General features: G+C 36.4%; 22 protein-coding genes, 2 pseudogenes and 1 riboswitch. Of the genes and pseudogenes, 17 read left to right on the forward strand and 7 right to left on the reverse strand.

Annotation, left to right across the window (positions count from 1 at the left end):
- Positions 1-25: 25 nt before the first annotated feature.
- The 10 genes and pseudogenes from ABWU67_RS03640 to ABWU67_RS03685 all read left to right on the forward strand — a co-directional run bounded on the left by ABWU67_RS03640 (position 26) and on the right by ABWU67_RS03685 (position 11,794).
- Positions 26-760: a YebC/PmpR family DNA-binding transcriptional regulator gene (locus ABWU67_RS03640; RefSeq protein ID WP_341822176.1), complete on the forward strand. Its 735-nt coding sequence runs from the start codon at positions 26-28 to the stop codon at positions 758-760.
- Positions 761-763: 3 nt separating this feature from the next.
- Positions 764-1,702, forward strand: coding sequence for a M23 family metallopeptidase (locus ABWU67_RS03645; protein ID WP_264329854.1), 939 nt, complete (start codon positions 764-766; stop codon positions 1,700-1,702).
- A 7-nt stretch (positions 1,703-1,709) separates the two neighbouring features.
- Positions 1,710-2,555 (forward strand): SPFH domain-containing protein, encoded by an 846-nt coding sequence (locus ABWU67_RS03650; RefSeq protein WP_353282230.1) that lies wholly within the window; start codon positions 1,710-1,712, stop codon positions 2,553-2,555.
- A 76-nt stretch (positions 2,556-2,631) separates the two neighbouring features.
- Positions 2,632-2,733, forward strand: a riboswitch (TPP riboswitch).
- Positions 2,722-2,997, forward strand: a complete 276-nt coding sequence (locus ABWU67_RS03655) for a SemiSWEET family sugar transporter (RefSeq protein ID WP_006280002.1) — start codon at positions 2,722-2,724, stop codon at positions 2,995-2,997. (Overlaps the previous riboswitch by 12 nt.)
- Positions 2,978-3,670, forward strand: a complete 693-nt coding sequence (locus ABWU67_RS03660; RefSeq protein ID WP_010962623.1) for a thiamine diphosphokinase — start codon at positions 2,978-2,980, stop codon at positions 3,668-3,670. Before ABWU67_RS03655 ends, ABWU67_RS03660 begins: the two co-directional genes overlap by 20 nt.
- Before the next feature lie 1,290 nt (positions 3,671-4,960).
- Positions 4,961-6,355, forward strand: a complete 1,395-nt coding sequence (locus tag ABWU67_RS03665; RefSeq protein ID WP_353282209.1) for a malonyl-CoA decarboxylase — start codon at positions 4,961-4,963, stop codon at positions 6,353-6,355.
- Positions 6,356-6,430: 75 nt separating this feature from the next.
- A complete protein-coding gene (gene lepA, locus ABWU67_RS03670; protein ID WP_353282210.1) occupies positions 6,431-8,227 on the forward strand; it encodes a translation elongation factor 4 in 1,797 nt (598 codons plus the stop codon).
- A gap of 462 nt (positions 8,228-8,689) precedes the next feature.
- Positions 8,690-9,548, forward strand: a pseudogene (locus tag ABWU67_RS03675) (IS630 family transposase).
- 90 nt (positions 9,549-9,638) lie between these two features.
- Positions 9,639-10,471 (forward strand): IS5-like element ISWpi1 family transposase gene (locus tag ABWU67_RS03680; RefSeq protein ID WP_353282041.1). Its coding sequence is split into 2 segments (ribosomal slippage): positions 9,639-10,008 and positions 10,008-10,471, totalling 834 coding nucleotides; the frame shifts between segments, so codons are not numbered across the junction.
- A gap of 324 nt (positions 10,472-10,795) precedes the next feature.
- Entirely contained in the window at positions 10,796-11,794 is a 999-nt protein-coding gene (locus ABWU67_RS03685; protein ID WP_006279663.1) for a pyruvate dehydrogenase complex E1 component subunit beta, read from the forward strand.
- Here the strand turns inward: ABWU67_RS03685 and ABWU67_RS03690 are convergent.
- Positions 11,770-12,039 (reverse strand): annotated as a pseudogene (locus ABWU67_RS03690) (TrbC/VirB2 family protein); the annotation flags it as partial. The gene ABWU67_RS03685 and the pseudogene ABWU67_RS03690 overlap by 25 nt on opposite strands.
- A gap of 58 nt (positions 12,040-12,097) precedes the next feature.
- Between ABWU67_RS03690 and ABWU67_RS03695 the strand changes: the two are divergent.
- A protein-coding gene (locus tag ABWU67_RS03695; protein ID WP_353281801.1) for an IS5-like element ISWpi1 family transposase occupies positions 12,098-12,930 on the forward strand; the annotation gives its coding sequence in 2 pieces (ribosomal slippage) (positions 12,098-12,467 and positions 12,467-12,930; 834 coding nt in all).
- Positions 12,931-12,985: 55 nt separating this feature from the next.
- Here ABWU67_RS03695 and ABWU67_RS03700 read toward each other — a convergent pair.
- Both ABWU67_RS03700 and ABWU67_RS03705 read right to left on the reverse strand, forming a co-directional pair.
- A protein-coding gene (locus tag ABWU67_RS03700) for an IS630 family transposase (RefSeq protein WP_353282211.1) occupies positions 12,986-13,845 on the reverse strand; the annotation gives its coding sequence in 2 pieces (ribosomal slippage) (positions 12,986-13,521 and positions 13,521-13,845; 861 coding nt in all).
- A gap of 254 nt (positions 13,846-14,099) precedes the next feature.
- Positions 14,100-14,948: an ATP-binding protein gene (locus tag ABWU67_RS03705; RefSeq protein WP_353282212.1), complete on the reverse strand. Its 849-nt coding sequence runs from the start codon at positions 14,946-14,948 to the stop codon at positions 14,100-14,102.
- Between the two features lie 328 nt (positions 14,949-15,276).
- Here ABWU67_RS03705 and ABWU67_RS03710 point away from each other — a divergent pair, with 328 nt between their 5' ends.
- From ABWU67_RS03710 to ABWU67_RS03725, 3 genes are all read left to right on the forward strand, one after another.
- A complete protein-coding gene (locus ABWU67_RS03710) occupies positions 15,277-15,453 on the forward strand; it encodes a hypothetical protein (RefSeq protein WP_174930852.1) in 177 nt (58 codons plus the stop codon).
- A 266-nt stretch (positions 15,454-15,719) separates the two neighbouring features.
- Entirely contained in the window at positions 15,720-16,925 is a 1,206-nt protein-coding gene (locus ABWU67_RS03715) for an MFS transporter (RefSeq protein ID WP_244663081.1), read from the forward strand.
- 567 nt (positions 16,926-17,492) lie between these two features.
- The gene (locus ABWU67_RS03725; protein WP_255356237.1) at positions 17,493-17,624 is read left to right on the forward strand and encodes a hypothetical protein; all 132 of its coding nucleotides are present in this window, start codon (positions 17,493-17,495) and stop codon (positions 17,622-17,624) included.
- Between the two features lie 106 nt (positions 17,625-17,730).
- Here ABWU67_RS03725 and ABWU67_RS03730 read toward each other — a convergent pair whose 3' ends face one another.
- From ABWU67_RS03730 to secG, 3 genes are read right to left on the reverse strand one after another with little or no spacing between them, the layout of a single operon-like run.
- Positions 17,731-18,141 (reverse strand): nucleoside deaminase, encoded by a 411-nt coding sequence (locus tag ABWU67_RS03730; protein WP_015588966.1) that lies wholly within the window; start codon positions 18,139-18,141, stop codon positions 17,731-17,733.
- Positions 18,142-18,166: 25 nt separating this feature from the next.
- Positions 18,167-19,771: a CTP synthase gene (locus ABWU67_RS03735; RefSeq protein ID WP_341821641.1), complete on the reverse strand. Its 1,605-nt coding sequence runs from the start codon at positions 19,769-19,771 to the stop codon at positions 18,167-18,169.
- Positions 19,771-20,091, reverse strand: coding sequence for a preprotein translocase subunit SecG (gene secG / locus ABWU67_RS03740; RefSeq protein ID WP_264723320.1), 321 nt, complete (start codon positions 20,089-20,091; stop codon positions 19,771-19,773). The genes ABWU67_RS03735 and secG overlap by 1 nt, the downstream gene beginning before the upstream one ends.
- Positions 20,092-20,235: 144 nt before the next feature.
- Between secG and ABWU67_RS03745 the strand changes: the two genes are divergently transcribed.
- Positions 20,236-20,751 (forward strand): gamma carbonic anhydrase family protein, encoded by a 516-nt coding sequence (locus tag ABWU67_RS03745; protein ID WP_353281675.1) that lies wholly within the window; start codon positions 20,236-20,238, stop codon positions 20,749-20,751.
- 40 nt (positions 20,752-20,791) lie between these two features.
- Here the strand turns inward: ABWU67_RS03745 and ABWU67_RS03750 are convergent, their stop codons facing one another.
- Positions 20,792-21,988 (reverse strand): hypothetical protein, encoded by a 1,197-nt coding sequence (locus ABWU67_RS03750; RefSeq protein WP_353281677.1) that lies wholly within the window; start codon positions 21,986-21,988, stop codon positions 20,792-20,794.
- A gap of 249 nt (positions 21,989-22,237) precedes the next feature.
- Here ABWU67_RS03750 and ABWU67_RS03755 point away from each other — a divergent pair, with 249 nt between their 5' ends.
- Positions 22,238-24,715 (forward strand): valine--tRNA ligase, encoded by a 2,478-nt coding sequence (locus ABWU67_RS03755; RefSeq protein ID WP_341821637.1) that lies wholly within the window; start codon positions 22,238-22,240, stop codon positions 24,713-24,715.
- A 73-nt stretch (positions 24,716-24,788) separates the two neighbouring features.
- Positions 24,789-25,925 (forward strand): hypothetical protein, encoded by a 1,137-nt coding sequence (locus ABWU67_RS03760; protein WP_353281679.1) that lies wholly within the window; start codon positions 24,789-24,791, stop codon positions 25,923-25,925.
- Positions 25,926-25,933: the final 8 nt, after the last annotated feature.

A 25,933-nucleotide genomic window follows, 5' to 3' on the forward strand; every position in this document is an offset into this window, starting at 1 on the left:
TAATTAGGTTTTTAACTATTTGAATATGGCTGGTCATTCACAATTTTCAAATATAAAACATCGGAAAGGCGCTCAGGATGCAAAGCGCTCTCAAAAATTTACGAAGATGATTAGAGAAATAGCAGTTGCTGCAAAGCAAGGGCTACCCGAACTCAACCCGCGCCTTCGCTCTGCTATATTTGCTGCACGCAAGGAAAATCTACCAAAAGATAAAATAGAAACAGCAATAAAAAATGCAACTGGTAACGTTGCTGGAGAAAATTACGAGGAAATACAATATGAAGGTCATGGGCCTTCTGGCACTGCACTCATTGTCCATGCCTTGACTAATAACCGCAACCGTACTGCTTCTGAGGTACGTTATATCTTTTCTCGTAAAGGTGGAAATTTAGGAGAAACAGGAAGTGTTAGTTACCTTTTCGATCATGTAGGCTTAATCGTCTATAAAGCAGAGGGTGTGAATTTTGATGATTTATTCAGTCATGGAATCGAATTAGAAGTATTGAATGTTGAGGAAAATGACAAAGAAGGATTACACGTTATAACTTGTGAAATAAAAGATTTTGGTAAAGTACGCGATGCCTTTTATGCAAAATTCGGAGAACCAGAACTTGCTCGTCTTTCATGGCAGCCAAAAGATCTGATTGAAATTAGCGATAAAGAGTTGATTGATAAATTATCTGCATTGGTTGAAGAATTAGAAGATAATGATGATGTACAGTATGTGGAAGGTAATTTTACTTTTGTTGATGCTGTTTAAATGATGAAGCTGATTGTATTTATGCTGCTCTTTATCTTACCGTTATATACCGCTGAAACATCAACAGATCTTGCACAGCCATTCCAGCATGGAATCAGAAAAAAAAAAGCTACTTTGACGACAGAAAGTGATAGAAAGTTGTTATTCATATCCAGTACCATAAAATCTTCCTTTTTTGCCACGGAAGGGTTGGCGCCAAATACAGTGGTGAAATTGATCAACATATATAAAGATTTCGGTGTTGATTTTAAAAAAGACATTGTGCCGAAGAGTAAATTGGAGGTTCTTTTTGAGAGATTGCCTAATAATCAGAAGACTGAAGAAAAAATTTTATATGCTTCACTGACAATAAACAAGAAAGCTATTAGTTTATATCATTATAAATCGCAAGACGGCAAAGAAAGATATTTTAATAAAGAAGGAATAAGCTTAAAAAATGGCGAAATTTTTGCAAATCCTTTAAATGGAGATTATCGCGTATCCTCGAAATTTGGTAATAGAAAGCACCCTATTCGCGGTAAAATTGTTTTTCACAAAGGAGTGGATTATGCAGCTAAACTTGGCACTCCCATATACGCTGCTGCAGAGGGTGTGATAGAATATATAGGAAAGAATGGTGGCTATGGAAATTACATCAAAATAAAACACAAAAATGAATATTCAACCTGTTACGCGCATGTAAGTAGATTTAGTGGCGATATAAAGTTAGGCTCTAAAGTAAAGCAGGGGCAGATCATCGCTTATGTTGGTAGCACTGGTGTTGCAACAGGACCCCATTTACATTACGAAGTTATATATAATGGCAAACACATTGATCCGCTTACGATAGCACATAAAACTGAAGTAAAATTGCCTGATCATGAATTAAGAGAGTTTAAACTATTTGTAAATAAGATAAATAAAACGATCAACAGAGAGGGTTCAAGTGAAAAAGAAGTTTAAAGACAATATGGATAAGAATACGATAAACGATAGAAATTTAAGTCAACTCCGGTTTTTTCCTGTACTAATAGCGCTAGGATTAATTTTATCGCTGCTTTTTTTGGCATATGACAGCACAATTGCACTTGGAGTTGCTGCCGTTTCAATTTTGACTTTTCTTCAAGGATTTTTTATTAATGACCCTAATGAAGCAAGAGTGATAGAATTTTTTGGTCATTATATTGGAACTTATTTTAAGTCTGGAATATGTGTAACGCTTCCCTTTTCAAGCAAATATATAGTTTCCCTAAAATTTCAAAATATCAACACAGAAAAAATAAAAGTGAATGATGCCAATGGAAGTCCAATAGAGATTTCAGCAGTGATTGTTTGGAGAGTAAATAGCCCTGCAAAGGCGTATTATAATGTTAACAACTATCACGAATTTGTTTTTGTACAAAGTGACTCAGTAATAAGAGAATTAGCTAGTAACTATCCGTATGACAGCGAGAGCAATGAGGAATCTTTACGTAAAAATTCTGATAAAATTTCAGATGAATTGCGGTCAATGTTACAACAAAGATTAGATATTGCAGGAATTGAGATTACAGAAGCAAGAATATCGCATTTGGCGTATTCGTCCGAGATTGCACAAGCAATGTTAAGGCGTCAACAAGCACATGCTATCACTTCGGCAAGAAGGCATATAGTGCAAAATGCAATAGGAATTGTCGAGGAAGTAATAGCTCATTTTGAAAAAAACAAAAGCTTACAATTAGATGGCAAGCAAAAGGTTCAATTGATAAATAATTTGTTGGTTACCCTGATCTCTGAGCAAGATGCACAACCGACGATTAGTTTAGATAATAATTAGCATAGAAGCCGATTGGGTTTCATAAATGCAAGTCACTATTAATTTCTTGATTAATAGACTAAATGATGTTATAAATTACACGCATTAGGGGTGCTCTAGAAAAGCTGAGAGTACATAAAGTACAACCCTTTGAACCTGATATGTTAAAGCAAGCGTAGGAAAATGTATGTATATAAATATTGAAGAATGCTTCGGCTTCATTGCGTTAATTGCATCTCTAATTGGATTATCACCTCAAGTATATAAAGCATATATCACTAAAGTTACTCGTGATGTATCGATGTTAATGTTAGTAAACTATCTTATTTGTTCATTGTCTTGGATTGGCTATGGTCTTTACCAGAGCTCAATTTTTGTGGTGCTTAGCAATATTGCTGGATTAGTGATTAGCATAATATCAATTATTCAAAAATGTTACTACGATGCAAAACCTGCACCATGATCATGTGCTGCACTGCAGTACACAACAACAATATCGTTCTATTGTAGTGCTAAATGGAAAAATACCGAGCTCATCGTTTTTTAAACGAGATATACCTATTATTGCTGTAGATGGAGGAGCAAACAAGCTTCTATCAATTGGCGTAAAACCTGATCTTGTAGTAGGAGATTTGGATAGCGTAAATCTGGATTTACGTGCTAATTTGAATACGATATATCTACCTGATCAAGATTATTGCGACTTTTCTAAAGCAATGGCTCACTTAAAAACAGTAAAGTTATTGCCATCAATAGTAACGGGTATTACTGGAGGAGCAATTGATCACATACTACAGAATATTAACATTTTTCTAAGTACGGGCAGTATCTTTTACACACCTTCACCTCCCATGGTAGGTTACACTTTACAAAAAGGTATTACCCATTTTTTTTCTTTGCCAAAAAATACTAAAATATCTTTACTTGGTATACCGAGAGCTCAAATATCAACTAAAGGATTAAAATGGGAACTGCACCTTAGTAATCTTGCTTTTCCGGGAAAAAATTCTTGCTTTAATCGAAGTTTAGGCAATAAGGTATCCGTAGAAGTACACAGTGGTATATGTCTAGCAATGATTTATTTAGAGACAGTAGATGATGCTGCAAGACATCATGTGCGTCAAGTTAAGAAGTAAATAGACTTCTTGCATAACCCAAACTAAGTAGAAAAAAGGTATCATCCAAGTAGCTGACACTGGTTCCTTTATGACGTGTCATTCCAGTTTCAGCTACTTGAATGACAGCAGTCCTACGTCATACCGCCGCGGTATCTCTTAGCCGCTAACAAGCAGCAGGATGACGAATTGCTTAACCGTCATTACACCGTCATACCGCGATTCATTCGCGGTATCTCTTAACATAGATCCCTTACTTAACCGTCATACCTTAACATAGATCCCGCTAACAAGCAGCGGGATGACGAATTACTTAACCATCATTACACCGTCATACCGCGATTCATTCGCGGTATCTCTTAACATAGATCCCCTACTATACCTTAACATAGATCCCGCTAACAAGCAGCGGGATGACGAGCTTATCGTCACGCCGCCGCGAACCGTCATACCGCGATTCATTCGCGGTATCTCTAGATCCCGCTAACAAGCAGCGGGATGACGAATTACTTAACCATCATCTACACCGTCATACCGCGATTCATTCGCGGTATCTCAAAGCATAGATCCCGCTAACACGTAGCGGGATGACGATTGTCGTTTAGCTATAAACATTAAGAAATTTACCAAACGAAAAAAAAGGCAAAAGAAGCCCCGTGGTTATTATCCGCTTTAAAATATTGGCGTTTTTTATGTTTTAAACGCTTGACAAGCGAAATTCAGCTGCTTTTAATTGCAACTAACTTACGCTGCAAATGTTTAAGAAATTTACTAAGCAGAAAAAAAGACAAAGAATCCCCGAGTTAGCTAGTCTTTTACTATCTCTGTCGAGTATTGGCATTTTTTGATGTCTTGTAACGCTTTATAAGCGCGTTCAGCTTATTTAGATAAAAATCTAGATGTAGATGAAGTTTTGTAAAGACATACAGTATCTATACACTGCAAAAAATTGAACATAAGACGCCGATACATTAAGTAATCCTTACCTTTTAATCTGCAGATTGGCGAAAGCAAATACAATAGCTTCAGTTTCATGATAAGTGGGCTGGCGGAGTTTGTCAAGCAAGTTTTTTCGTTTCTACTGAATGACAGTTGTGGCTTGGGAGGTAGTGCAAGAAGTCTATTGTATTACTGAATTATTAATAATTCAGTAATAGTGCCTGCTATGTAGCTAAAATTTTCCTTTAACTTAAGCTATATGTAGCTAAAATAACTTGGGTTTACCGACAACCGTCATCCCGCTGCTTGTTAGCGGGATAACGCGGCGGTATGACCCTGACTTGCATTAGCTATGTATAATAAAGGGAATCTATGACAAAAGAATCATTGGTAAAAACTGATATAGTGAAAGTTGAAGACAAAAAGGCGGTAAGAAGCTTTTTTAAAATACTAGGTGGAGTGGCAGATGCTGTAAGATCGTGGATTGGTAACATCAGTCCTGATTTAAGCAACAGTCGCGATATCGATAATTTAGTCTTGAAGATGAACGAGTGCTTAAATCCAAAGGGAGGGGAGGTTTCAGCACGTAAAAACGCTGTATCTCTTGGTAACTTGTACTTAAGCTTATCAGAGAAAGGTAAAATAAAATTTCTACAAACCCTGGCAGAAAAATTTAATCCGAATAAAGCGGAAATAGATGAGAAAATTAGAGAGTATAAGAAAAACCAAGATCCCGAGTTAAACTATAAATTTGAACAGGATTTAATAAAAATTCTTGAATCACCGCGTTCTAAAATATTGAAGCAATTTATTTCTTTACCAGAAGGCCTTAAGTTTATTGTTGATATGCGTTCTGACGTGCTTAAGCTAAAGAACCAATATAGAAGCTTGAATCCACTAGAAAGCGAATTAAAAAATATACTCTATACTTGGGTTGATGTTGATCTACTTGATCTTCGTCAAATCACCTGGGATTCACCTGCATCATTGCTAGAAAAACTTATAAAATATGAAGCTGTGCATAAAATTTCCTCTTGGGATGACTTAAAAAACAGGCTGGGTCTCTGTTTTGCTTTTTTTCATTACAAGATACCAAACGAACCTCTAATTTTTGTAGAGGTTGCATTGGTGGATAAGATTGCAGATAGTATTCAACACCTTTTAGATGAGTCAGTACCTTCAAATGATCCGAGTAATGCAAGCACTGCTATATTCTATTCAATATCAAACACTCAAGCAGGGTTATCTGGAATCAGCCTTGGTAATTTTTTGATCAAAAGGGTTGTAGAAAAGCTATCACAGGAGTTTAAAAGTATAAAAACATATGCAACTCTTTCTCCAATACCTGGCTTTACGAAATGGCTAAAAAACAATCTAAACCAAGATGTCACTTTATTGGGCAAACTAAATATAAAACAATCTAGTGCAGAAATTTTAGAAAGTGCAGAGCAATTAAAAATTAACGTTGAATGTATAAATGAAACTAAACAATGCATGCTTAAACTATGTGCATATTATTTACTAAAAGTGAATAATAGTAATGGGAATGCTTATGATCCGGTGGCGCATTTTCATTTAAGCAATGGTGCATCGATAAAACAATTAAACTGGATGGCGGATACTTCTGAAAAAGGTATTAGTCAGTCGGCTGGAATGATGGTAAATTATCTGTATGAGTTGCCTAAAATAGATAATAATCATGAAAACTATATGGTTAATAAAGTGATTTCCTGCTCGAAAAAAGTGTCGTCTATGTTGAAGGAGTAAATAGTCTCTTAATAAAGGATTGCCCTCACAACACTTAAAATGTAAAATGGTTCTACTTAAGTAAAATAGCCATAAATGAACAACATAAGAAATTTTGCAATAATAGCGCATATAGACCACGGTAAGTCAACGCTTGCTGACCGTTTAATAGAGGAATGTAACGGCCTTGAAGCAAGAGAAATGATCAATCAAATACTCGATTCAATGGATATAGAACGCGAACGTGGGATTACAATTAAGGCACAGACGGTAAAACTCAATTATACGGCAAACGACGGTAATCAATATTGCCTAAATCTCATGGACACCCCAGGTCACGTTGACTTTTCTTACGAGGTAAGCCGAAGCTTAGCCGCATGTGAAGGTTCACTTTTAGTGGTAGATAGTAGCCAGGGCGTTGAAGCACAAACCCTTGCAAATGTATATAAAGCTATTGACAACAACCATGAAATAATAGTTGTGCTCAATAAAGTTGATCTTCCTGCTGCAGATCCAGAAAAGGTAAAACTCCAGGTTGAGGAAGTAATTGGCATTGACGCAAGTGAGTCAGTTTTAATATCAGCAAAAACTGGACTTGGAATAAAAGATGTACTGGAAGCAATAGTAGCAAAACTTCCAGCTCCTCAAGGTGATGTAAATGCTCCATTGCAAGCAATTTTGGTTGATAGTTGGTATGACACTTACTTAGGAGTAGTAATTTTAGTGCGAGTTAAAAATGGAGTGCTAAAAAAAGGCATGAGAATTGTTATGATGTCTAATAATGCTACATATCAGATAGATAATATCGGTATTTTCACCCCTAAAAAAGTGATGACGGGTGAACTTTCAGCGGGTGAAGTTGGTTTTATAACTGCTTCAATGAAGGAAGTAGCAGACTGCAAGGTAGGAGACACTATCACTGAGGAAAAGAGACCTTGTAGTGAAGCACTTCCTGGATTTAAAGAAGTGCATCCTGTGGTATTTTGTAGCATTTTCCCTCACAAAACGGATGATTTTAAATATCTAAGGGAAGCTCTAGAGAAGTTACATTTAAATGATGCAAGTTTTACCTTCGAAGCTGAAACTTCAAATGCACTAGGCTATGGATTTCGTTGTGGTTTTTTGGGAATGTTGCATCTTGAAGTTATTCAAGAAAGACTCGAGAGAGAGTTTGATTTAGATCTAACAGCAACTGCACCGAGTGTTATATATAGGGTTACAACACGAAGTGGTGAAGTTTTGAATATTCATAACCCAAGTGATATGCCAGATCCAACGAAAATTGAAATTGTGGAAGAACCGTGGATTACCGCAACCATAATGGTCCCTGACCAATACTTGGGAGAGATTCTATCTCTATGTGAAGAAAGGAGGGGAGAACAGGAGGATTTATCTTACATTGGTAACACAACAACAGCATTGTTAAGATATAAATTACCACTGTCTGAAGTTGTTTTTGACTTTTATGATCGATTAAAATCAATTTCCAAAGGATATGCAAGTTTGGATTGGGAAATTTCCAGCTATCTGGTAAGCCAAATAGATAAATTAAGCTTTTTAATTAATGGAGAGCCCGTAGATGCATTAGCCTGTATTGTTCACAAAAGTAGGGCAGAAAAAAGGGGGCGTGAAATATGTGCACGCTTGAAGGATCTAATACCACGTCAGCAATACAAAATCGCGATTCAAGCGGCAGTGGGCGGAAAAATCATTGCCAGAGAAACGATTAACCCATACAGAAAAGATGTAACAGCTAAACTCTATGGTGGGGATGTAACGCGAAGAATGAAACTACTTGAAAAGCAAAAGAAGGGTAAAAAAAGGTTACATTCTATAGGGAACGTAAATATTCCACAGAATGCTTTTATTCAAGCCTTGAAGATAAGTGATTGATCTTAAAAGACTTCTTGTATAGTTTTTGGCAACAACCGTTAGAAACGAAAAAACTTACTTGACAAACTCTGCCAGCCCCCTTATCATGAAAGTGAAGCTATTTATTTATCTTCTCTGTACAGATTAAATGACAAAAAAACTCACGTATCTGGCGTCTCATGTTTAATTTTTTGCACTATGTGCACCTTATGTCTTTATAAAACTTCTACCTACATAAGCTGAAACGCGCTTATAAAGCGTTTAAAACATAAAAAAACGCCAACTTAAAAAATGGATAGTGAATAACTAGCTACCCTAGGGTTTCTTTTGCCTTTTTTTCTGTTTAGTAAATTTCTTAATGTTTCTAATTTAGATTAGTTGCGGTTTAAAAGCAACTGAATCGCGGTTATTAAGCATTTATAGCTCTTTCCACAGAAGTCCGGATATGATAAGATTAAGGGTAGATGGCGATAAGGAGGTTGGATGCCGGCAGCATATAGTTATGATTTAAGAAAAAAAGCAATGGAAGCACTAGACGAAGGGGAAAGCAGAGAAGCAGTGGCAGCAAGATTTAAAATTGGACGAACTACTTTGTGGGAGTGGCAGCAAAGAAAAAAAGAAACAGGCGACTTTCAGTCAAAAAACTCGGTAATGGAGGTTACAATCAGAAAATTATCGACTGGAATAAGTTTATCGAATTTGCTAAAAAACACGGTAGAAAAACTCTGTCGGAAATGGCTAAACTTTGGGGCAACGTTAGTATCGAAACGATCCACCGAGCTCTCAGAAAAATTGGATTTACGCGCAAAAAAAGACATATGGATACAAGGAAAGGAACGAAGAAAAACGTGCTGAATTCTTAAAAATTATAGCAACAAAAGAACCAGAAAACTTAGTGTATATAGATGAGTCTGGGATTGATAACACGGAGGACTATCCATATGGGTATTGCCAGAAAGGACAGCGATTTTATGCCCTAAAATCTGGAAAAAAAACTCAACGAATCAGCATGGTTGCAGCCTTAAGTAGAAGAAAGATAGTTGCTCCATTAACATTTGAAGGCCACTGTAATATGGATATTTTTAATGGATGGTTTGAGCAATTTTTGGCACCGATCTTAGAACCTGGACAAACTGTCATTCTTGATAATGCTACTTTTCATAAGTCTGATAAGCTTATCAAGCTCGCTAAAGGAGTCGGTGCAGAAATTTTGTATCTGCCGCCTTATTCTCCAGATTTTAACAAAATTGAGCATCATTGGTTTGCTATAAAAAACAGAGCCAGGAAAAACATTCCTCTATTCGAATCCTTTCGTCGTGCTGTTGATTCTGCCTTCCTATGACCTATTCGGACTATTATGAGAAATGCTATAAGAGGTTGTCCGGAAACAAGTAAAAGGCTATAATATCTGAAATTTTAGTACGGGGTAAAGATGAGAAAAAAGTATCCAACAGATCTAAGCGAAAGGGAATGGGCAAGAATAGAAAAACACTTCAGAGTATCATACAAGAAAGGAGGAAGGCCGCCAAAGTATAGCAAAAAAGAAATATTAGAAGCAATTTTCTATGTATTGCGTACAGGGTGTCAATGGCGGTATTTACCAAATGATTTTCCGCTATGGAAGACTGTGTATGAGCAGTTCAGGCAATGGAAGAAGCAGGGAATTTTTGAGAAAATGAATTATGAAATTACAAAATATAGTAGAAGAAAAATAGGAATGAATGAGCAGCCGAGTGCCTGTATAGTAGATAGTCAATCTGTAAAGACTACAGAAAAGGGGGGATCAAAGGCTATGATGGAAGTAAAAAAGTAAAGGGTAGAAAAAGGCATATAATTACAGACACTCAGGGTTTTATACTAGGTTGTTACGTAGGCGCTGCTAACGAAAATGATAGAGATGGTATTAAAATAGCATTAAACAATATGAGAACAAAATATACTAAAGTTAAAAAAATGTGGGCTGACATGGGATACCAAGGAAGAAATTTAAAGAATCACATAAAGGAAGAATATGACATAGATATTGAAATTGTTAAAAGGCCTCCATGTAGATTTTGGGTGCACAAAGATACGCCACCTGAGCTACTACCAACAAGAGAACAAGGGTTTAAAGTACAGCCAAGAAGATGGGTTGTAGAAAGGACTTTTGCTTGGGTTAATAGGAATAGAAGGCTATCGAAGGAGTATGATTTACTCACAACATCCACTGAGAATTTCATATACCTAGCTATGAGTAGGGTTATGTTAAAGAGGGAATATGCTTGAATTTACTAGTTTCCGGACAACCTCTAAACAGTTATTTCAAGCAAAAGTTATACTGACCTTAGCCAGAAAAAGTGGTGGAAAAGTTAGGAATGTTTTTTACAAAAAAAGACAGTATCAATAAAAAGGATTTTATTCTATTTGAAATATAAAATTATCATGTATTTTTCTGTTATTCCCAAGTGAATTATTATTAACTTAGCAGTATATATTATTAAAAACACAAGCAATACAATCATTATGTTTGTAAAACTTAATTTGTACACTTTACTTATCCCCAGTAATTCTGATATAGTTACTTTAGTTAAAGTCTATAAAAGTTTATAAATGGCAACCTTAAGTGTAAGAGAAGCTTTATGCACAGCAATTAGAGAAGAAATGCAAAACGACTCTGATGTGCTTATCATGGGTGAAGAAGTTGCAGAGTATGATGGTGCTTATAAAGTAACGAAAGGATTACTGAAAGAGTTTGGAGAAAACAGAGTAGTTGATACGCCTATTACCGAACATGGATTTGCTGGCCTTGCTGTTGGAGCGGCATTTGCTGGATTAAAGCCAATAGTCGAGTTTATGACTTTTAATTTTTCTATGCAAGCTATTGACCAAATTGTGAATTCCGCAGCAAAAACAAATTATATGTCAGGCGGACAACTTGGATGCCCTATAGTATTTCGTGGACCAAATGGCGCTGCAGCAAGAGTTGCTGCACAACATTCTCAATGCTTTGCAGCTTGGTATTCGCATATACCGGGGTTAAAAGTAATAGCACCCTATTTTGCCTCCGATTGCAGAGGTCTGCTTAAAGCTGCAATTCGTGACCCTAATCCGGTAATATTTCTAGAAAACGAAATAGCTTATGGACATGAGCATGAAGTTTCTGACTCTGAGCTATCAAACAAAGATTATCTACTTGAGATAGGCAAAGCTGCTGTTATACGGGAAGGAAAGGATGTAACTATCACTGCTTTTTCATTAAAATTAATGGATGCCTTAAATGCAGCAGATTTACTTTCGAGTGAAGGTATAGAAGCTGAAGTTATTGACCTCAGAACCTTAAGACCACTTGACACTCAAACTGTTATTAACTCTATTCAGAAGACTAATAGGTTAGTTAGTGTAGAAGAAGGATGGCCATTTGCAGGAATAGGAGCAGAGCTGTCAGCCGTTGTTATGGAACAAGGATTTGACTACCTTGATGCTCCAGTTGTACGCGTAACTGGCAAGGACATCCCCTTACCTTACGCTGCAAATCTAGAAAAAAAAGCATTACCACAAGTGGAAGATATAGTTAAAGCCGTACATCAGGTCTGTTTTAGAAAAAAATAGTTCTTTTTTGTGTCTCCTGTTCCACATTGGTCCATCAAAGAAGTATTTCCAGTGCCGCCTATACCACCCATTACTTTTATGACGATAGTTTTAGCACCGAAAAATACAGCACAAAATATACCGAGTGCAAAAAGAGCTGGCCATGGCATTCTACCAAATATCGCAAGCAAAGCTGCACCTATTATCACTACGGTCATAAGCGGTCCGCCTATTCCCCAAACGTAGCCAATAATGTTACATATTAGAGGTTGTCCGGAAACAAGTAAAAGGCTATAATATCTGAAATTTTAGTACGGGGTAAAGATGAGAAAAAAGTATCCAACAGATCTAAGCGAAAGGGAATGGGCAAGAATAGAAAAACACTTCAGAGTATCATACAAGAAAGGAGGAAGGCCGCCAAAGTATAGCAAAAAAGAAATATTAGAAGCAATTTTCTATGTATTGCGTACAGGGTGTCAATGGCGGTATTTACCAAATGATTTTCCGCTATGGAAGACTGTGTATGAGCAGTTCAGGCAATGGAAGAAGCAGGGAATTTTTGAGAAAATGAATTATGAAATTACAAAATATAGTAGAAGAAAAATAGGAATGAATGAGCAGCCGAGTGCCTGTATAGTAGATAGTCAATCTGTAAAGACTACAGAAAAGGGGGGATCAAAGGCTATGATGGAAGTAAAAAAGTAAAGGGTAGAAAAAGGCATATAATTACAGACACTCAGGGTTTTATACTAGGTTGTTACGTAGGCGCTGCTAACGAAAATGATAGAGATGGTATTAAAATAGCATTAAACAATATGAGAACAAAATATACTAAAGTTAAAAAAATGTGGGCTGAAATGGGATACCAAGGAAGAAATTTAAAGAATCACATAAAGGAAGAATATGACATAGATATTGAAATTGTTAAAAGGCCTCCATGTAGATTTTGGGTGCACAAAGATACTCCACCTGAGCTACTACCAACAAGAGAACAAGGGTTTAAAGTACAGCCAAGAAGATGGGTTGTAGAAAGGACTTTTGCTTGGGTTAATAGGAATAGAAGGCTATCGAAGGAGTATGATTTACTCACAACATCCACTGAGAATTTCATATACCTAGCTATGAGTAGGGTTATGTTAAAGAGGGAATATGCTTGAATTTACTAGTTTCCGGACAACCTCTTATATCATTTCTCATAATAGTCCGAATAGGTCATAGGAAGGCAGAATCAACAGCACGACGAAAGGATTCGAATAGAGGAATGTTTTTCCTGGCTCTGTTTTTTATAGCAAACCAATGATGCTCAATTTTGTTAAAATCTGGAGAATAAGGCGGCAGATACAAAATTTCTGCACCGACTCCTTTAGCGAGCTTGATAAGCTTATCAGACTTATGAAAAGTAGCATTATCAAGAATGACAGTTTGTCCAGGTTCTAAGATCGGTGCCAAAAATTGCTCAAACCATCCATTAAAAATATCCATATTACAGTGGACTTCAAATGTTAATGGAGCAACTATCTTTCTTCTACTTAAGGCTGCAACCATGCTGATTCGTTGAGTTTTTTTTCCAGATTTTAGGGCATAAAATCGCTGTCCTTTCTGGCAATACCCATATGGATAGTCCTCCGTGTTATCAATCCCAGACTCATCTATATACACTAAGTTTTCTGGTTCTTTTGTTGCTATAATTTTTAAGAATTCAGCACGTTTTTCTTCGTTCCTTTCCTTGTATCCATATGTCTTTTTTTGCGCGTAAATCCAATTTTTCTGAGAGCTCGGTGGATCGTTTGGATACTAACGTTGCCCCAAAGTTTAGCCATTTCCGACAGAGTTTTTCTACCGTGTTTTTTAGCAAATTCGATAAACTTATTCCAGTCGATAATTTTCTGATTGTAACCTCCATTACCGAGTTTTTTTGACTGAAAGTCGCCTGTTTCTTTTTTTCTTTGCTGCCACTCCCACAAAGTAGTTCGTCCAATTTTAAATCTTGCTGCCACTGCTTCTCTGCTTTCCCCTTCGTCTAGTGCTTCCATTGCTTTTTTTCTTAAATCATAACTATATGCTGCCGGCATCCAACCTCCTTATCGCCATCTATCCTTAATCTTATCATATCCGGACTTCTGTGGAAAGAGCTATATATGGTGCAATTTACAGCTTTTAGTTGCTAAAATTATAACTCTTAATTTAATAATTTTAATCCAATAAGCTTTCAGGTTAATAAAATTAAATTATTTGAGTAAATGCAATACCATGTCTTTATTTGTGGGTAATAATAAGAATAACGAAGGTTGGCTCAGCTACACTTCTATAATTTCAATTTTTATGTTTACCGTATAAAAGAAGTTTCTTCTGTCTGTGTCTCCCTGTTTGAAACCAACCTTATTCTCTCTCTTTCTTGTTCTGAACTTAACCCGCGAAGCGCGTGATCGAAATCTTTCTCACTAATCTTAGACCGTCTTTCCTCAACAGCACACATTTTTGCCTCATTTACTAATTGCTCTAACTCAGCCCCAGAATAGCCTTTAGTCCTTTCCGCAATGTTTTTAAGGTTTAACTCATTATCGGCTTCTGTACCTCGCATATAAAGTTCTAATATTTTTTGTCTCGCTTCTACGCTTGGATTAGGGATATAAACCCTCTGACCTAAACGTCCAGGTCTAATAAGTGCTGGATCTATACCACCGATAAGGTTAGTTGCACCAATTACTATTATATCTTTTCTGCTCTTAAATCCATCTATTTCAGTTAACAACTGTGTTAAACTCTCTCGACAATGGTAAGCTGAGTTATTAGCGGTACTTCTTTTTTGTGCAACTGCATCTATTTCATCTATAAAGACTATACAAGGAGAATATTTTTTTGCTATTTTAAAAAGCTCGCGTACAGCATGTGCACCATGACCAATATATACTCCAATAAGTTCAGGACCTGAGATGCTTATGAAATTCATATTTGATTCACCTGCAATTGCACGAGCGATAAGTGTTTTACCATTTCCAGGAGGGCCATATAATATGTAACCTCTTAGTGAATTAATACTTTTATTTCCAAACAGCTTGCGCATTTCTTCTGTCATTTGGTCACAGCAAATCATCTGCAACCGTTGTTTTAAGGAGTCATCAATTCCAGAATTCGGGTTAAAAACGCTAACTTGTATCTTCAAGAAGTAAGACATAATAGCTCTAAAATGTCTTGCAAGGAAAGGTAAAGCTGAACGCTAACTTATGCCAGAAAAATACCGTCTTGTTTGCCTTTTTGAGTAGTATCATCTTATTTTTCCTGTAAATTTTGTTTATAACGCCTAAGATTTACGATATTTTAATCCCGGTAGAATATCTTATAAAATCAGATTATATGTTATACCTATGGAAATAGATAACTTTCAGCAATATTACAACCAAGAAGAAATGAAGACAGTAACATTAGCTCAAATTTATAAAGACTTGGTAATAAAGATATTCGATATAGCCACAAGCAAAATGTAAGCTACTATTAATGGTATTATGGAAATAGCACCAACGATACCACCTACTATACCTACTACCAGAGGTGACGGAGTAGTAAGGCTTAATATAATAAGTGGGAGAGATATAATTGATAGTATTATAGAAATTACACCTACTGTTTTCAGAAGAGATAGAAATCCTTTTGAATCTAAGTGTTCTTTTTCCCTTAAATAATATAAAGAAAATGCTTATACACATTATAGCACAAAGTATTACTGCTGCTATTTTTATTATAGCTGCTGCTATAAGTGCTGCTAAATAAGCTATATTCATTGCAATTATCACACACCATAATAAAAAAGTCAACTCCATATGTTTAGGTTGTAAAATCCCAAAAAGCAGCCAGAATAGAATAAGCAAACATTTACGAATTGAATTTAGTGCAAACAAGGGTGTTGATATCAACCATACTCTGCAGAATCGCAATATGGTATGACTACATGCTTTTTATTGATTTGATTAACATAATCAGCAGAGAGTTTTGTTTTGCAAAAGATGTCTACAGTAACATACTGCAATTATTTGGAATTGTAGGGCTAGGTGCAATTGTAAGGCCACTTGGTGCATTCATATTTGGTCACGTTGGTGACAGGTATGGAAGGAGGATAGCATTAATAATTACTATCTTGCTAATATCGATACCATCAAGTCTCATTGCATTTATTCCAAGTCACAATCAAGTAGGTATAATTTCTACTATATTGCTTCTTGCAATCCATATAACACAAGGAATTGCACTTGGTGGTGAACAAGGAAGTTCTGTTTATCTTATAGAGCATTTATCCAGTAGGAAAGAGAACTTAGGGATGTATTTTGGAATGATGGGTTTTGGTCGCTCCATTGGCGTCTTGCTTTCTGCGGTGATAGTGATTATCTGCAAAAAAACTACTGATTTTTGTACCTGGGGTTGGAGATTGCCATTTATTTTCTCAGCTATTTTAGGATTAATTAGCGCGTATAGCATATACACATTGGGAGAAACTCCAGCATATGAAAAAAATCGAAAACAAAGAAATTTACCTGATTTGCCAATAATAGAGCTTATAAAACGCCACAAGAGAGCTCTTATACTTGCTATTTTAATATCTGTACCTGTTAATGTTGCTGTTGGATTTACCATATTTCTTCGAACTCTCGCAAAGGAAATAGCATCAGTGGATGTTTATGTAACAACATATATCAACGAAATTGTATTGATTATAACCAGTGTATTAATGCCGATATCTTCAATAGCGTTTGGAATGTTGGCTGATAAAGTTGGAAAAGAGCGCACTGCAATCTTATTTATAGCAATTACAATGGCACTGTGTTGTCCTGCGTTATCTATTGCATATTACTATAAAAATTATCTTGTGATTGCGTTGAGCGTAATGGTTCTCTCTATAATAGAAAGGGGTATAGTTCCCATAGGAATAGTTGCATCTGAACTCTTTCCTACCAATGTTAGATTTAGTGGTGTGAGCTTATCACGCAATATCTCTTATGCGTTACATGGAGGATTTACTCCTATGGTTTGTATTTGGTTGACTGTAACATTTCCTCAAACAAACCTTGCTGCTGGGCTTTATATAGTCTTCTGCTTGTTGATCAGTGTGGTAGCAATATTGCAAATAAAACCGCAAGATAAGAAATTTGATTGGTCTTAGTTTTCTCCTATGTGATTTGATAGACCGGGAAAGGGTTTCATCTAAGTAGCTGACACCCTGACAACCGTCATCCTGCTGCTTGTTAGCGGGATCTAGAGATACCGTGACGGTATGACGTAGGACTGCTGTCATTCCAGTCTGGAATCCAGAGAAAAGGATGATGTCATCCCAGTGTCCCTGTAATGTCATTCCAGTGCTTGACACTGGAATGGCTTTGTTGCATCGCTACTTATGAAAGGCTAACTATAGTTAGAATTATAAGCAACCTATTGAAAATCTTGTTTTTTTGCAATCAATCTGATCAAATTTAAGAATAGTAATTTATTATTTATATTAATAAATTTAATTCTATTGAAAATAGCTAAAGCATTGAAATTCTTGAATTTTAGCCAGATTAGTGAGTGGTAGTGAAATTTCTTTTACTCAAATTTAGGTATTCACTGACCGTTCTTATTATAAATACCAGAATAATAAGCTACTGATATTCTCCATCTTTTTTATCTTTAATCCATCATAGCTAGCGATGCAACAAAGCCCACTGGAATCCAGCCTTTATTATGCAGCCACTTGGTTAAAATTAAGTCTTCTGGATCCCAGTGTCTGGGCACTGGGATGACAAAGGAGGGCAGTGTCAGCTACTCGGATGACACCCTGCTGGTGGACAATGTTTGTATAGTTGTGCGTCACGCGCTGGAATGACGAATTACTTAACCGCCATACCGTCACGGTATCTCCTAGCATAGATCCCGCTAACACGTAGCGGGATGACGATTTTGTATCGGAAAACAAGTAGCATGACGATTTATCAAATGTTCCTTAGTTTCTCAAAAAAATCCTTTAACAAAAAAGAGCATTCTGTTTCTAATATCCCACCATAAACTTCAGGTATATGGCTGCAAAATTGAAATATCTTAGCACCATTTTCAATTCCTCCACCTTTTGGATTATAAGCTCCAAAGTACAATCGTTTAATTCTGGCAAAGGAAATGGCTTGAGCACACATCGGACATGGTTCTAATGTTACGTACATATCAGCATCACAAAGCGTGGGAGTTGAAAATGCTTGTCTGATCGCTAACATCTCTGCATGTGCAGTTGGATCGCTGGATATATTGTGTGCAGAAGAAATGATATTGTCTCCACTCACTATTACAGCACCTATGGGCACCTCATCATTTTTTTGAGCGAGTTTGGCTTGCTCTATGGCAAGCTCCATATATTGATACTTAAACACTAGGCACTTATTTCTTATCAATTGTTGCTTTAACGAACGACACGAAAAGAGGATGAGGAGAAAACGGCTTTGATTGAAATTCTGGATGAAACTGCACACCAATAAACCACGGATGACTCTCTAACTCCACTGCCTCTATGCACGTTCCATCTTCTGATATGCCACTGCATAGCAGCCCATTTTTTTCCAAATCATCTTTATAATCTGAATTGATTATGTATCTATGCCTGTGTCTTTCTGAAATAGTAGTGTTACTATATGCATCCATCATTTTAGAGTTTGCATTTATATTACATTTGTATGCCCCAAGTCTCATGGTTCCACCAAGATCGTCATCTTGATCGCCAGCTAACTTAACGATTGGATGTTTACAGTTACGAAATTCTTCAGAGTGTACATCTTCAAGCTTAACAACATTACGAGCAAATTCAATAATTGCAAGCTGCATACCAAGGCAAATTCCGAAAAATGGGATATTATTTGTACGGGCATAATTTATTGCTAATATTTTACCCTCTACTCCGTCATCACCAAACCCCCCTGGAACAAGGATTGCATGAGAATTCTGTAATTTCTCTCCTATAAGTTTTTCATTTATAGGTTTTTCTTCCTTCTCTCTTGAGTTAACCCAATTTATCCTTACTTTGACTTTATTACTAATCGCACCATGATTTAATGCTTCAACTAGTGATTTATACGCATCAGGGAATTCGGTGTATTTTCCCACTATAGATACAGTAACTTCCTGTGTTGGGTGCCTTATGGAATGCACTATTTGATCCCATTCAGTCAAGCTTGGTTTTGGCTTACTTAAATGAAAGTGCTCCAAAATTTGCGTATCAAGCCCACATTGGCTATACAACACCGGTAACTCATATATATGACTCACATCAGGGGCAGGTATCACATTGAATAAAGAAACATTGCAAAGCTTAGCTATTTTCTCTCTTTGATTATCGAAAATTTCTTTCTCACTGCGGCATAATATAATATCTGGCTGTAACCCCGCGGAATTTAACTCTCGAACTGAATGCTGCGTTGGTTTTGTCTTTAATTCTTGCGCTGCGGTAAGATATGGTATTAAAGTTAAGTGAATAAGGATAACTCTTTGTTTTCCTAATGTGTAGTTAACTTGGCGTATAGCCTCCAAAAATGGTTGGCTTTCAATGTCACCTACAGTTCCGCCTATTTCACATATTACAAAATCTAAACCTTCCGTACCATTAAAAATGAACGATTTGATCAAATCTGTCACATGAGGAATGACTTGCACAGTTTTGCCCAGATAATCACCACGCCTCTCTTTCTTCAATAACTCATGATATATCTTACCAGTTGTTATATTGTCATCTTTTGTTGCTTTAATTCCAGTAAAACGCTCATAATGCCCAAGATCCAAATCAGTTTCAGCACCATCTTCGGTAACAAATACCTCTCCGTGCTGAGTTGGGTTCATTGTCCCAGGATCAATGTTGAGATACGGGTCAAGTTTTCTGATACGGATCTTAAAACCGTGAGCTTGAAGAAGCGCACCAACGCTTGAAGCAACTAAGCCTTTACCAAGCGATGACACAACTCCACCTGTGACAAAGATAAATTTAGCTTCCTTCATTAATTTTCAAATGGAACAGAAGTAGATTCACTTTCTTGCTTTTTTTCTAATATAATTTTTTCTGCGATCGATTTTTTATGTACGTCTTTTGAACATAATCCTGACAATAGCAATGTATTTATAATAAACAATCCAGCAACAATAGCCGTTACTCTGCTGAGCGGGTTTTCAGAAGATTTCACTGGAATCATCGAGTTGACCCCCTGTTGTGTATTACTAAAACCACTTAACGAACTACTCCCAGGTGGCTGCAAGAGCACTAAAATTACTAACACAACAACCAATATTATTTGAAATATACTTAATACCGCTACTGACATTATAGATAGGGCTGAAAATAAAAATCTTAGCAGTACAAAGCACGTAAGTCAAGAACATCTGTCACCCAAGTAGTTTGAAATCTAAGTATGTATTTACTGCTTACCTTATTTTGATTAACATATGCATAAGACTTTGGGCTTAATATGTATCACATTTTAAAATACAAAGATTATGAACCAAAAATAGACGGAAGTGCTTTCATCGCAGGTGGTTCGCATATCATAGGCAAGGTTGAAATAGGAAGAGATGCAAGCATCTGGTTTAATTGTGTAATCAGAGGGGACGTTGGATCAATAAAAATAGGTAATGGAACAAATATTCAAGATGGAACGGTAATTCATGTGGATAGAAACCCAGGTGGTGACACAATTATTGGCAGCATGGTAACAGTGGGACATTTTTGTATGTTGCACGCATGCACGGTGCATGATAAAGCGTTTATTGGTATGGGCTCTACCGTGATGGACCATGCAGTTGTGGAGCCTGAAGCTATGGTAGCTGCTGGCTCACTGGTAACACACGGAAAAGTGATAAAAAGTGGGGAAATATGGGCTGGCAGGCCAGCAAAGTTCTTCAAAAAGATGTCGAACGAAGAAATTAAACATATTACACAATCAGCACAAAATTATATTATGCTAATGAAGGAATATAAAAACTGAAGTTCGCGTCAAGTGTTTTACTTGACACGTACATTTCGGCTTAACCCTTGTTACTTCTTTTTCCCATCTCATTTACTTCTTGTGCTTTTGCCCCATCTACTTGAGTACTAGGTAATACTGCATATGTAATACCACCGGCTACAAGTGAAGATGCTACTGCTATACCAACCATTACCCAAATATCTAATCTCACTGTACGTTCAAGTGCAGTAAATGCTATCAGTCCAGCAGCAAGACCCATACCAACAGTAGCAGTGTACCGTGCTCCATTGCCTTGTTTTGGTTGCTCAGTTGTTTTGTTTTTAGCTTCTAGTTCTTTATTTTCCTTCTCTAACTGATGAACTCGAGCATTTCGAGCTTGTAAGTCTTTCTTTAGGCTTTCAACTTCAGCATTTGGTTGGTTTATTTTAGCTTCTAAATCTTTTATTTTCTCGTCTTTATTTTTTAACTGAGCAGCATTTGGTTGGTTGTTTAACTGTGCTTCTAAATCTTTTATTTTATTTGTTAGTGTTGTTTTTTCACCCTCTAACTTCGTAACAGCAGCATCTGATTGAGCTTTTAATGCTGTTATTTCATTCTCTTTCTCTGTTAACTTTTGCTGTAACGCCACAGCATCTAATGCTTCCAATTCTGTTATTTTAGCATTTTTCTCTTCTAACTGCTGCTGCAACGCTGTAGAATCTATTGCCTTTAGTTTTTCCACTTCAGCTTCTAAGTCTTGTTTTTCCTGCTGAGCTGTGTCCAATTGATCTTGTAATTCTTGTGTTTTAATTCTCAATTCCTCCTCAGCTTTCTTCTTTGCAGCTTCTAATTCTTCATTTTTCCCCTTTAACTGCTCTTCTGCAGCTTCCAATTCTGTTGTTTTAACATTTTTCTCTCCTAACAATTGTACTGTGTGATAGCAAGATAGGGCTTTTACCATAATCTCCTCTTTCCCATCGTTAAAGCCTAACAGATTTTTCATTTCTTCTAGGCAACTAAAATATTTGCCACCCTTTTTCCCAACGGATTTTACATTCACGATTGTATTATCTCCTAGTTCTTCTTGAGGATAAGAACCAGTAATATATAGTTGTTGATCATTTAGCGCACAGTCCACATAAAACTTGTCATCAATTATAGCACCACTCTTATCTACGTTTTTATACTTTTTAAATTCTTCATAATCACCTTTTTTTATAACAAGCACTATTTTATCATCGGCAACCTTTATTGTACCATTCTTTAAGCTTAGCATAACGAACCTCAATTATAACTTAACATTACATAATACCCTTAGAACCTAAGGTCAAGTAGTATTTTTATCATAGCATAGAAAATTTATGTTCGTAAACAAAAAATTTTGGCGTAAAATTGCCGTAATTGTGCTATAGCTAAAGTAATTTAGGTTTACCAACCATCGTCATTCCGCTGCTTGTTAGCGGGATCTAGAGATACCGCGGCGGTATAACGTTGCTAGCTTAAGGTGTAAAATTGAGAAATATTTATGTTAAAAGAAAAATACGGCTTTAAAGAAGTTGAAGACAAATGCAACATATTATGGGAAGGTAGTAAAGTTTACAGGTGGAATGGTGAAAAGGATAACACTTTCACTATAGACACACCTCCACCGACAATATCGGGTAAATTGCATATTGGCCATATATTTAGCTATTGCCACACGGACTTTATTGCAAGGTTTCAGCGCATGCTGGGAAAAGATGTGTTTTACCCAATTGGGTTTGATGATAATGGGCTTCCCACTGAAAGATTGGTTGAGCAAACCTATAAAACCCGCGCAAAAGAAGTTGGCAGAGAAAAATTTATAGAGATGTGCCATGAGGTTATTGAAAAATCAAAGCAAGAATTCAAGGAACTATTTAAATCGGTCGGCATTAGTTATGACTGGGATTTGGAATATCACACGATCAGCAAGGAAACTGTGACGCTTTCACAGATGTCGTTTATTGATCTATATAATAAAGGGTATGCATATAGAAAAATGCAGCCCATCCTTTGGGACCCGGTTGATAAAACAGCAATTGCGCAAGCAGAAATAGAAGATAAAGTTTTTGAGTCATCCTTAAACACGATAGTTTTCTCTACTCAAGAAAATGAGCAGATCAACATTGCAACTACGCGGCCTGAGTTACTTCCCGCATGTGTTGCAGTTTTTTGTCATCCAGAGGATGCGCGCTACACTCATCTAATCGGAAAAACAGCCATAGTGCCAATAACAAAGGAAAAAATTCCAATCATAGCTGATGATAAGGTTAAAATAGATAAAGGCACTGGGCTTGTTATGTGCTGTACGTTTGGTGATGAACTCGACATATATTGGCAGCAAAAGCATAATCTACCGATGAAAATTATCATCGATCAGGATGGGAGGATGAACCTTCATTCAGTACATGGTCAGAAGGAAGAAACATGGATTCCAGTGTCAGCTACTCGGATGACAGACGATATACTAAATGAAATAAATGGATTGAAAGTTACAGCAGCAAGAAAGAGGATGATTGAAATCTTGAGTGGAAAAGGACTTTTGATAGAAAGCACTAACATTTCTCATTCTGTTAAGTGTGCAGAAAGATCTGGTGCACCACTTGAGATATTGCCTACTTATCAATGGTTTATCAAGACCTTAGAGCAAAAAGCTCAAGTATTAGATAAAGTAAAAGAATGCAATTGGCACCCAAGCAATATGCGTAAACGCATGGAAGTGTGGATAGAAGGGCTAAATTGGGACTGGTGCATCTCAAGGCAGCGCTATTTTGGTGTGCCATTTCCAGCGTGGTATTCCAAGCGTAAAGGAGAAGAGGGCAAAATCATCCTAGCTGAAATAAAGGCCCTACCTATAGATCCATCGAAAGATTTACCAAAAGGGTATAGCAAAGAAGAGATTATCCCAGATCAAGATGTAATGGATACTTGGGCCACAAGTTCAATTACTCCTCAACTAAGTGCACTGGCAGTAAACAGTGAGTTTAGCTTACCAAATCATCGCTATGATACGATATTTCCTGCAGATCTGCGCAGCCAGAGCCATGAGATAATAAGAACTTGGGCTTTTTATACTATTTTAAAGGCACATTATCATGCAAATTCTTTACCTTGGAAAAACATTATGATCAGCGGTTGGTGTTTAGCAGATGATAAGAAAAAGATGAGTAAATCAAAGGGTAACATCATCACTCCTCATGTAATACTTGAAACTTATGGAGCTGATGTAGTGCGCTATTGGGCAGCGAACTCAAGGCTTGGAGTTGATACAGTCTACTCTGAAAATATATTCAAAATTGGCAAGCGCCTAGTTACAAAACTTTGGAACGCTAGCAAGTTCGTTTCCATGTTCATGGAAAAGCATCAAACAGTAAGCATAAATTCCATCAGTGAGACGATGGATAAATGGATACTGTCTAAGCTGTACAAAGTAATAGGTAGAGCAACGAATAACCTATTACAATTTGAATACTGCGAAGCTTTGGGCGTAATAGAGGAATTTTTTTGGAAGGATTTTTGTGATAGTTACTTGGAGTTAGTAAAAAAACGTGCGTACGGAAGCAGTTTAAGTGCAAAACAAAGCTTGGCATATGTACTGAATATTACTTTGCGGTTATTTGCACCTTTTCTGCCATATATTACAGAAGAGATATATCACCAGTTGTATAGTTATAATTCTGTACACAATCAAAGTAATTGGCCGAGCAAAGAAGAACTTATCTACGATAAATATTCAGAGGAAATGGGAGATAATGTTATTCAGATATTAAACATTATCAGAAAGATAAAGGCAGATAATAATGTATCAGTTAAGCATCTGATAAAAAAGTTGATGATAAAAGCAGATCTACGAGAGGATAAATTGAATCAATCTGCACAGGATGATTTGCAGGCAGTTTGCAATGCGGAAACGATAGAGTGGATGCAGTCTGAGCTTGAAACTGAAGACGGAAAATACATAGTGAATATAGATTTACATTGATTTTTGTGTGAAATTAGTTTGACTTCCTTTAACGTGAGTGTTACGATAACAACCGTTTTACGTGTCAGGGATAATGATAGGAAATCTATATAATAAAAATAATGCACCATATTTTATAGCTGGTGCTCTTGCTACTTTGGTATTGCTTGCGTCTAGGACACTTGCTGTTGCCCCTTATGTTAAGTTCTTGTCTTCAGTTCCAGCCTTTAATGTAGCTCTTCCTGTTGCTTTGAGTTTGTCTATACTTTCTATTTTGGTGCTTGCACTTTCATGTAAAATAATTAGTAATAATGTAGAATTGGAAGCAAAAGTAAAAGGTCAGTTAGAACATAAGGAGGAGATGCTTTCTCTTGAACACCAAGAGCTACGTGATGAAAATACAAGATTGAATGAAAGAGTAGATTCTTTAATGGAGGAATTGTGTCAATGCAAATTAGAAAGTGAAAAGAATAAGTTATGTTTAAAGTCAGAATATGAAGATGAGTTACGCTTAAGATTGGAATGTGAAGATGAATTAAACTTGGAATTAGAACATAAAAGTAGGGAAGCTTCTTCTCTGCGTACTCAATTAACTATGTTAAGAAAAAAAGTAGAAGTAGAAGAAGTAAAACAATTAAAAACTTTAGAATCGGAAGAACAACATGAGAGCTCAGAAAGCGACATAGAAGAATTAGAGAAGAAGTTATGCCAGTCGGAAAAGGAAAAGAAAGAATTAGAAGGTAAAGTTAGTGATGAACGTCAAAAGCGCACTGATCTTGAAAGTAAAGTTGATAAATTGTGTACAAAGGAGAAAGAGTACTTATCTAAAATTAAGGAGCTGGAAAAGGAATTATCATCTTTAAAAGAAGACGAGGAAGAACTTGTTGATGAATCAATGAGAGCTAACGATGATCTCAAGAGAACTGGAAATAAATTTAAAGAAAAAGAGAGAGAATATGTAACGAAAGCAGTATTTACTGTACTCGATTTAGTGGAAAAAAGAGTAGAGCAAGAACTTTCTGATTTGGAAGAACAACAATACATACAAGATACAGGCCATATACAAAAAGGAGTTGATGTATTTATGCAACCTATATATAGAAAGTTAAATATAGATAATCAACAAAAACTCAACGATTGTACTACAACGTTGAAACAGTTACAGGATCTTCTAGCTCCTTGCGATTCTGGATATGCTAGTAGACGTTCTACCCCGATCAATAGCCACTAGACATTTTG

The sequence above is a fragment of the Wolbachia endosymbiont (group A) of Aleiodes leptofemur genome (genome assembly GCF_964028465.1).
GTDB classification, from domain to species: domain Bacteria; phylum Pseudomonadota; class Alphaproteobacteria; order Rickettsiales; family Anaplasmataceae; genus Wolbachia; species Wolbachia pipientis.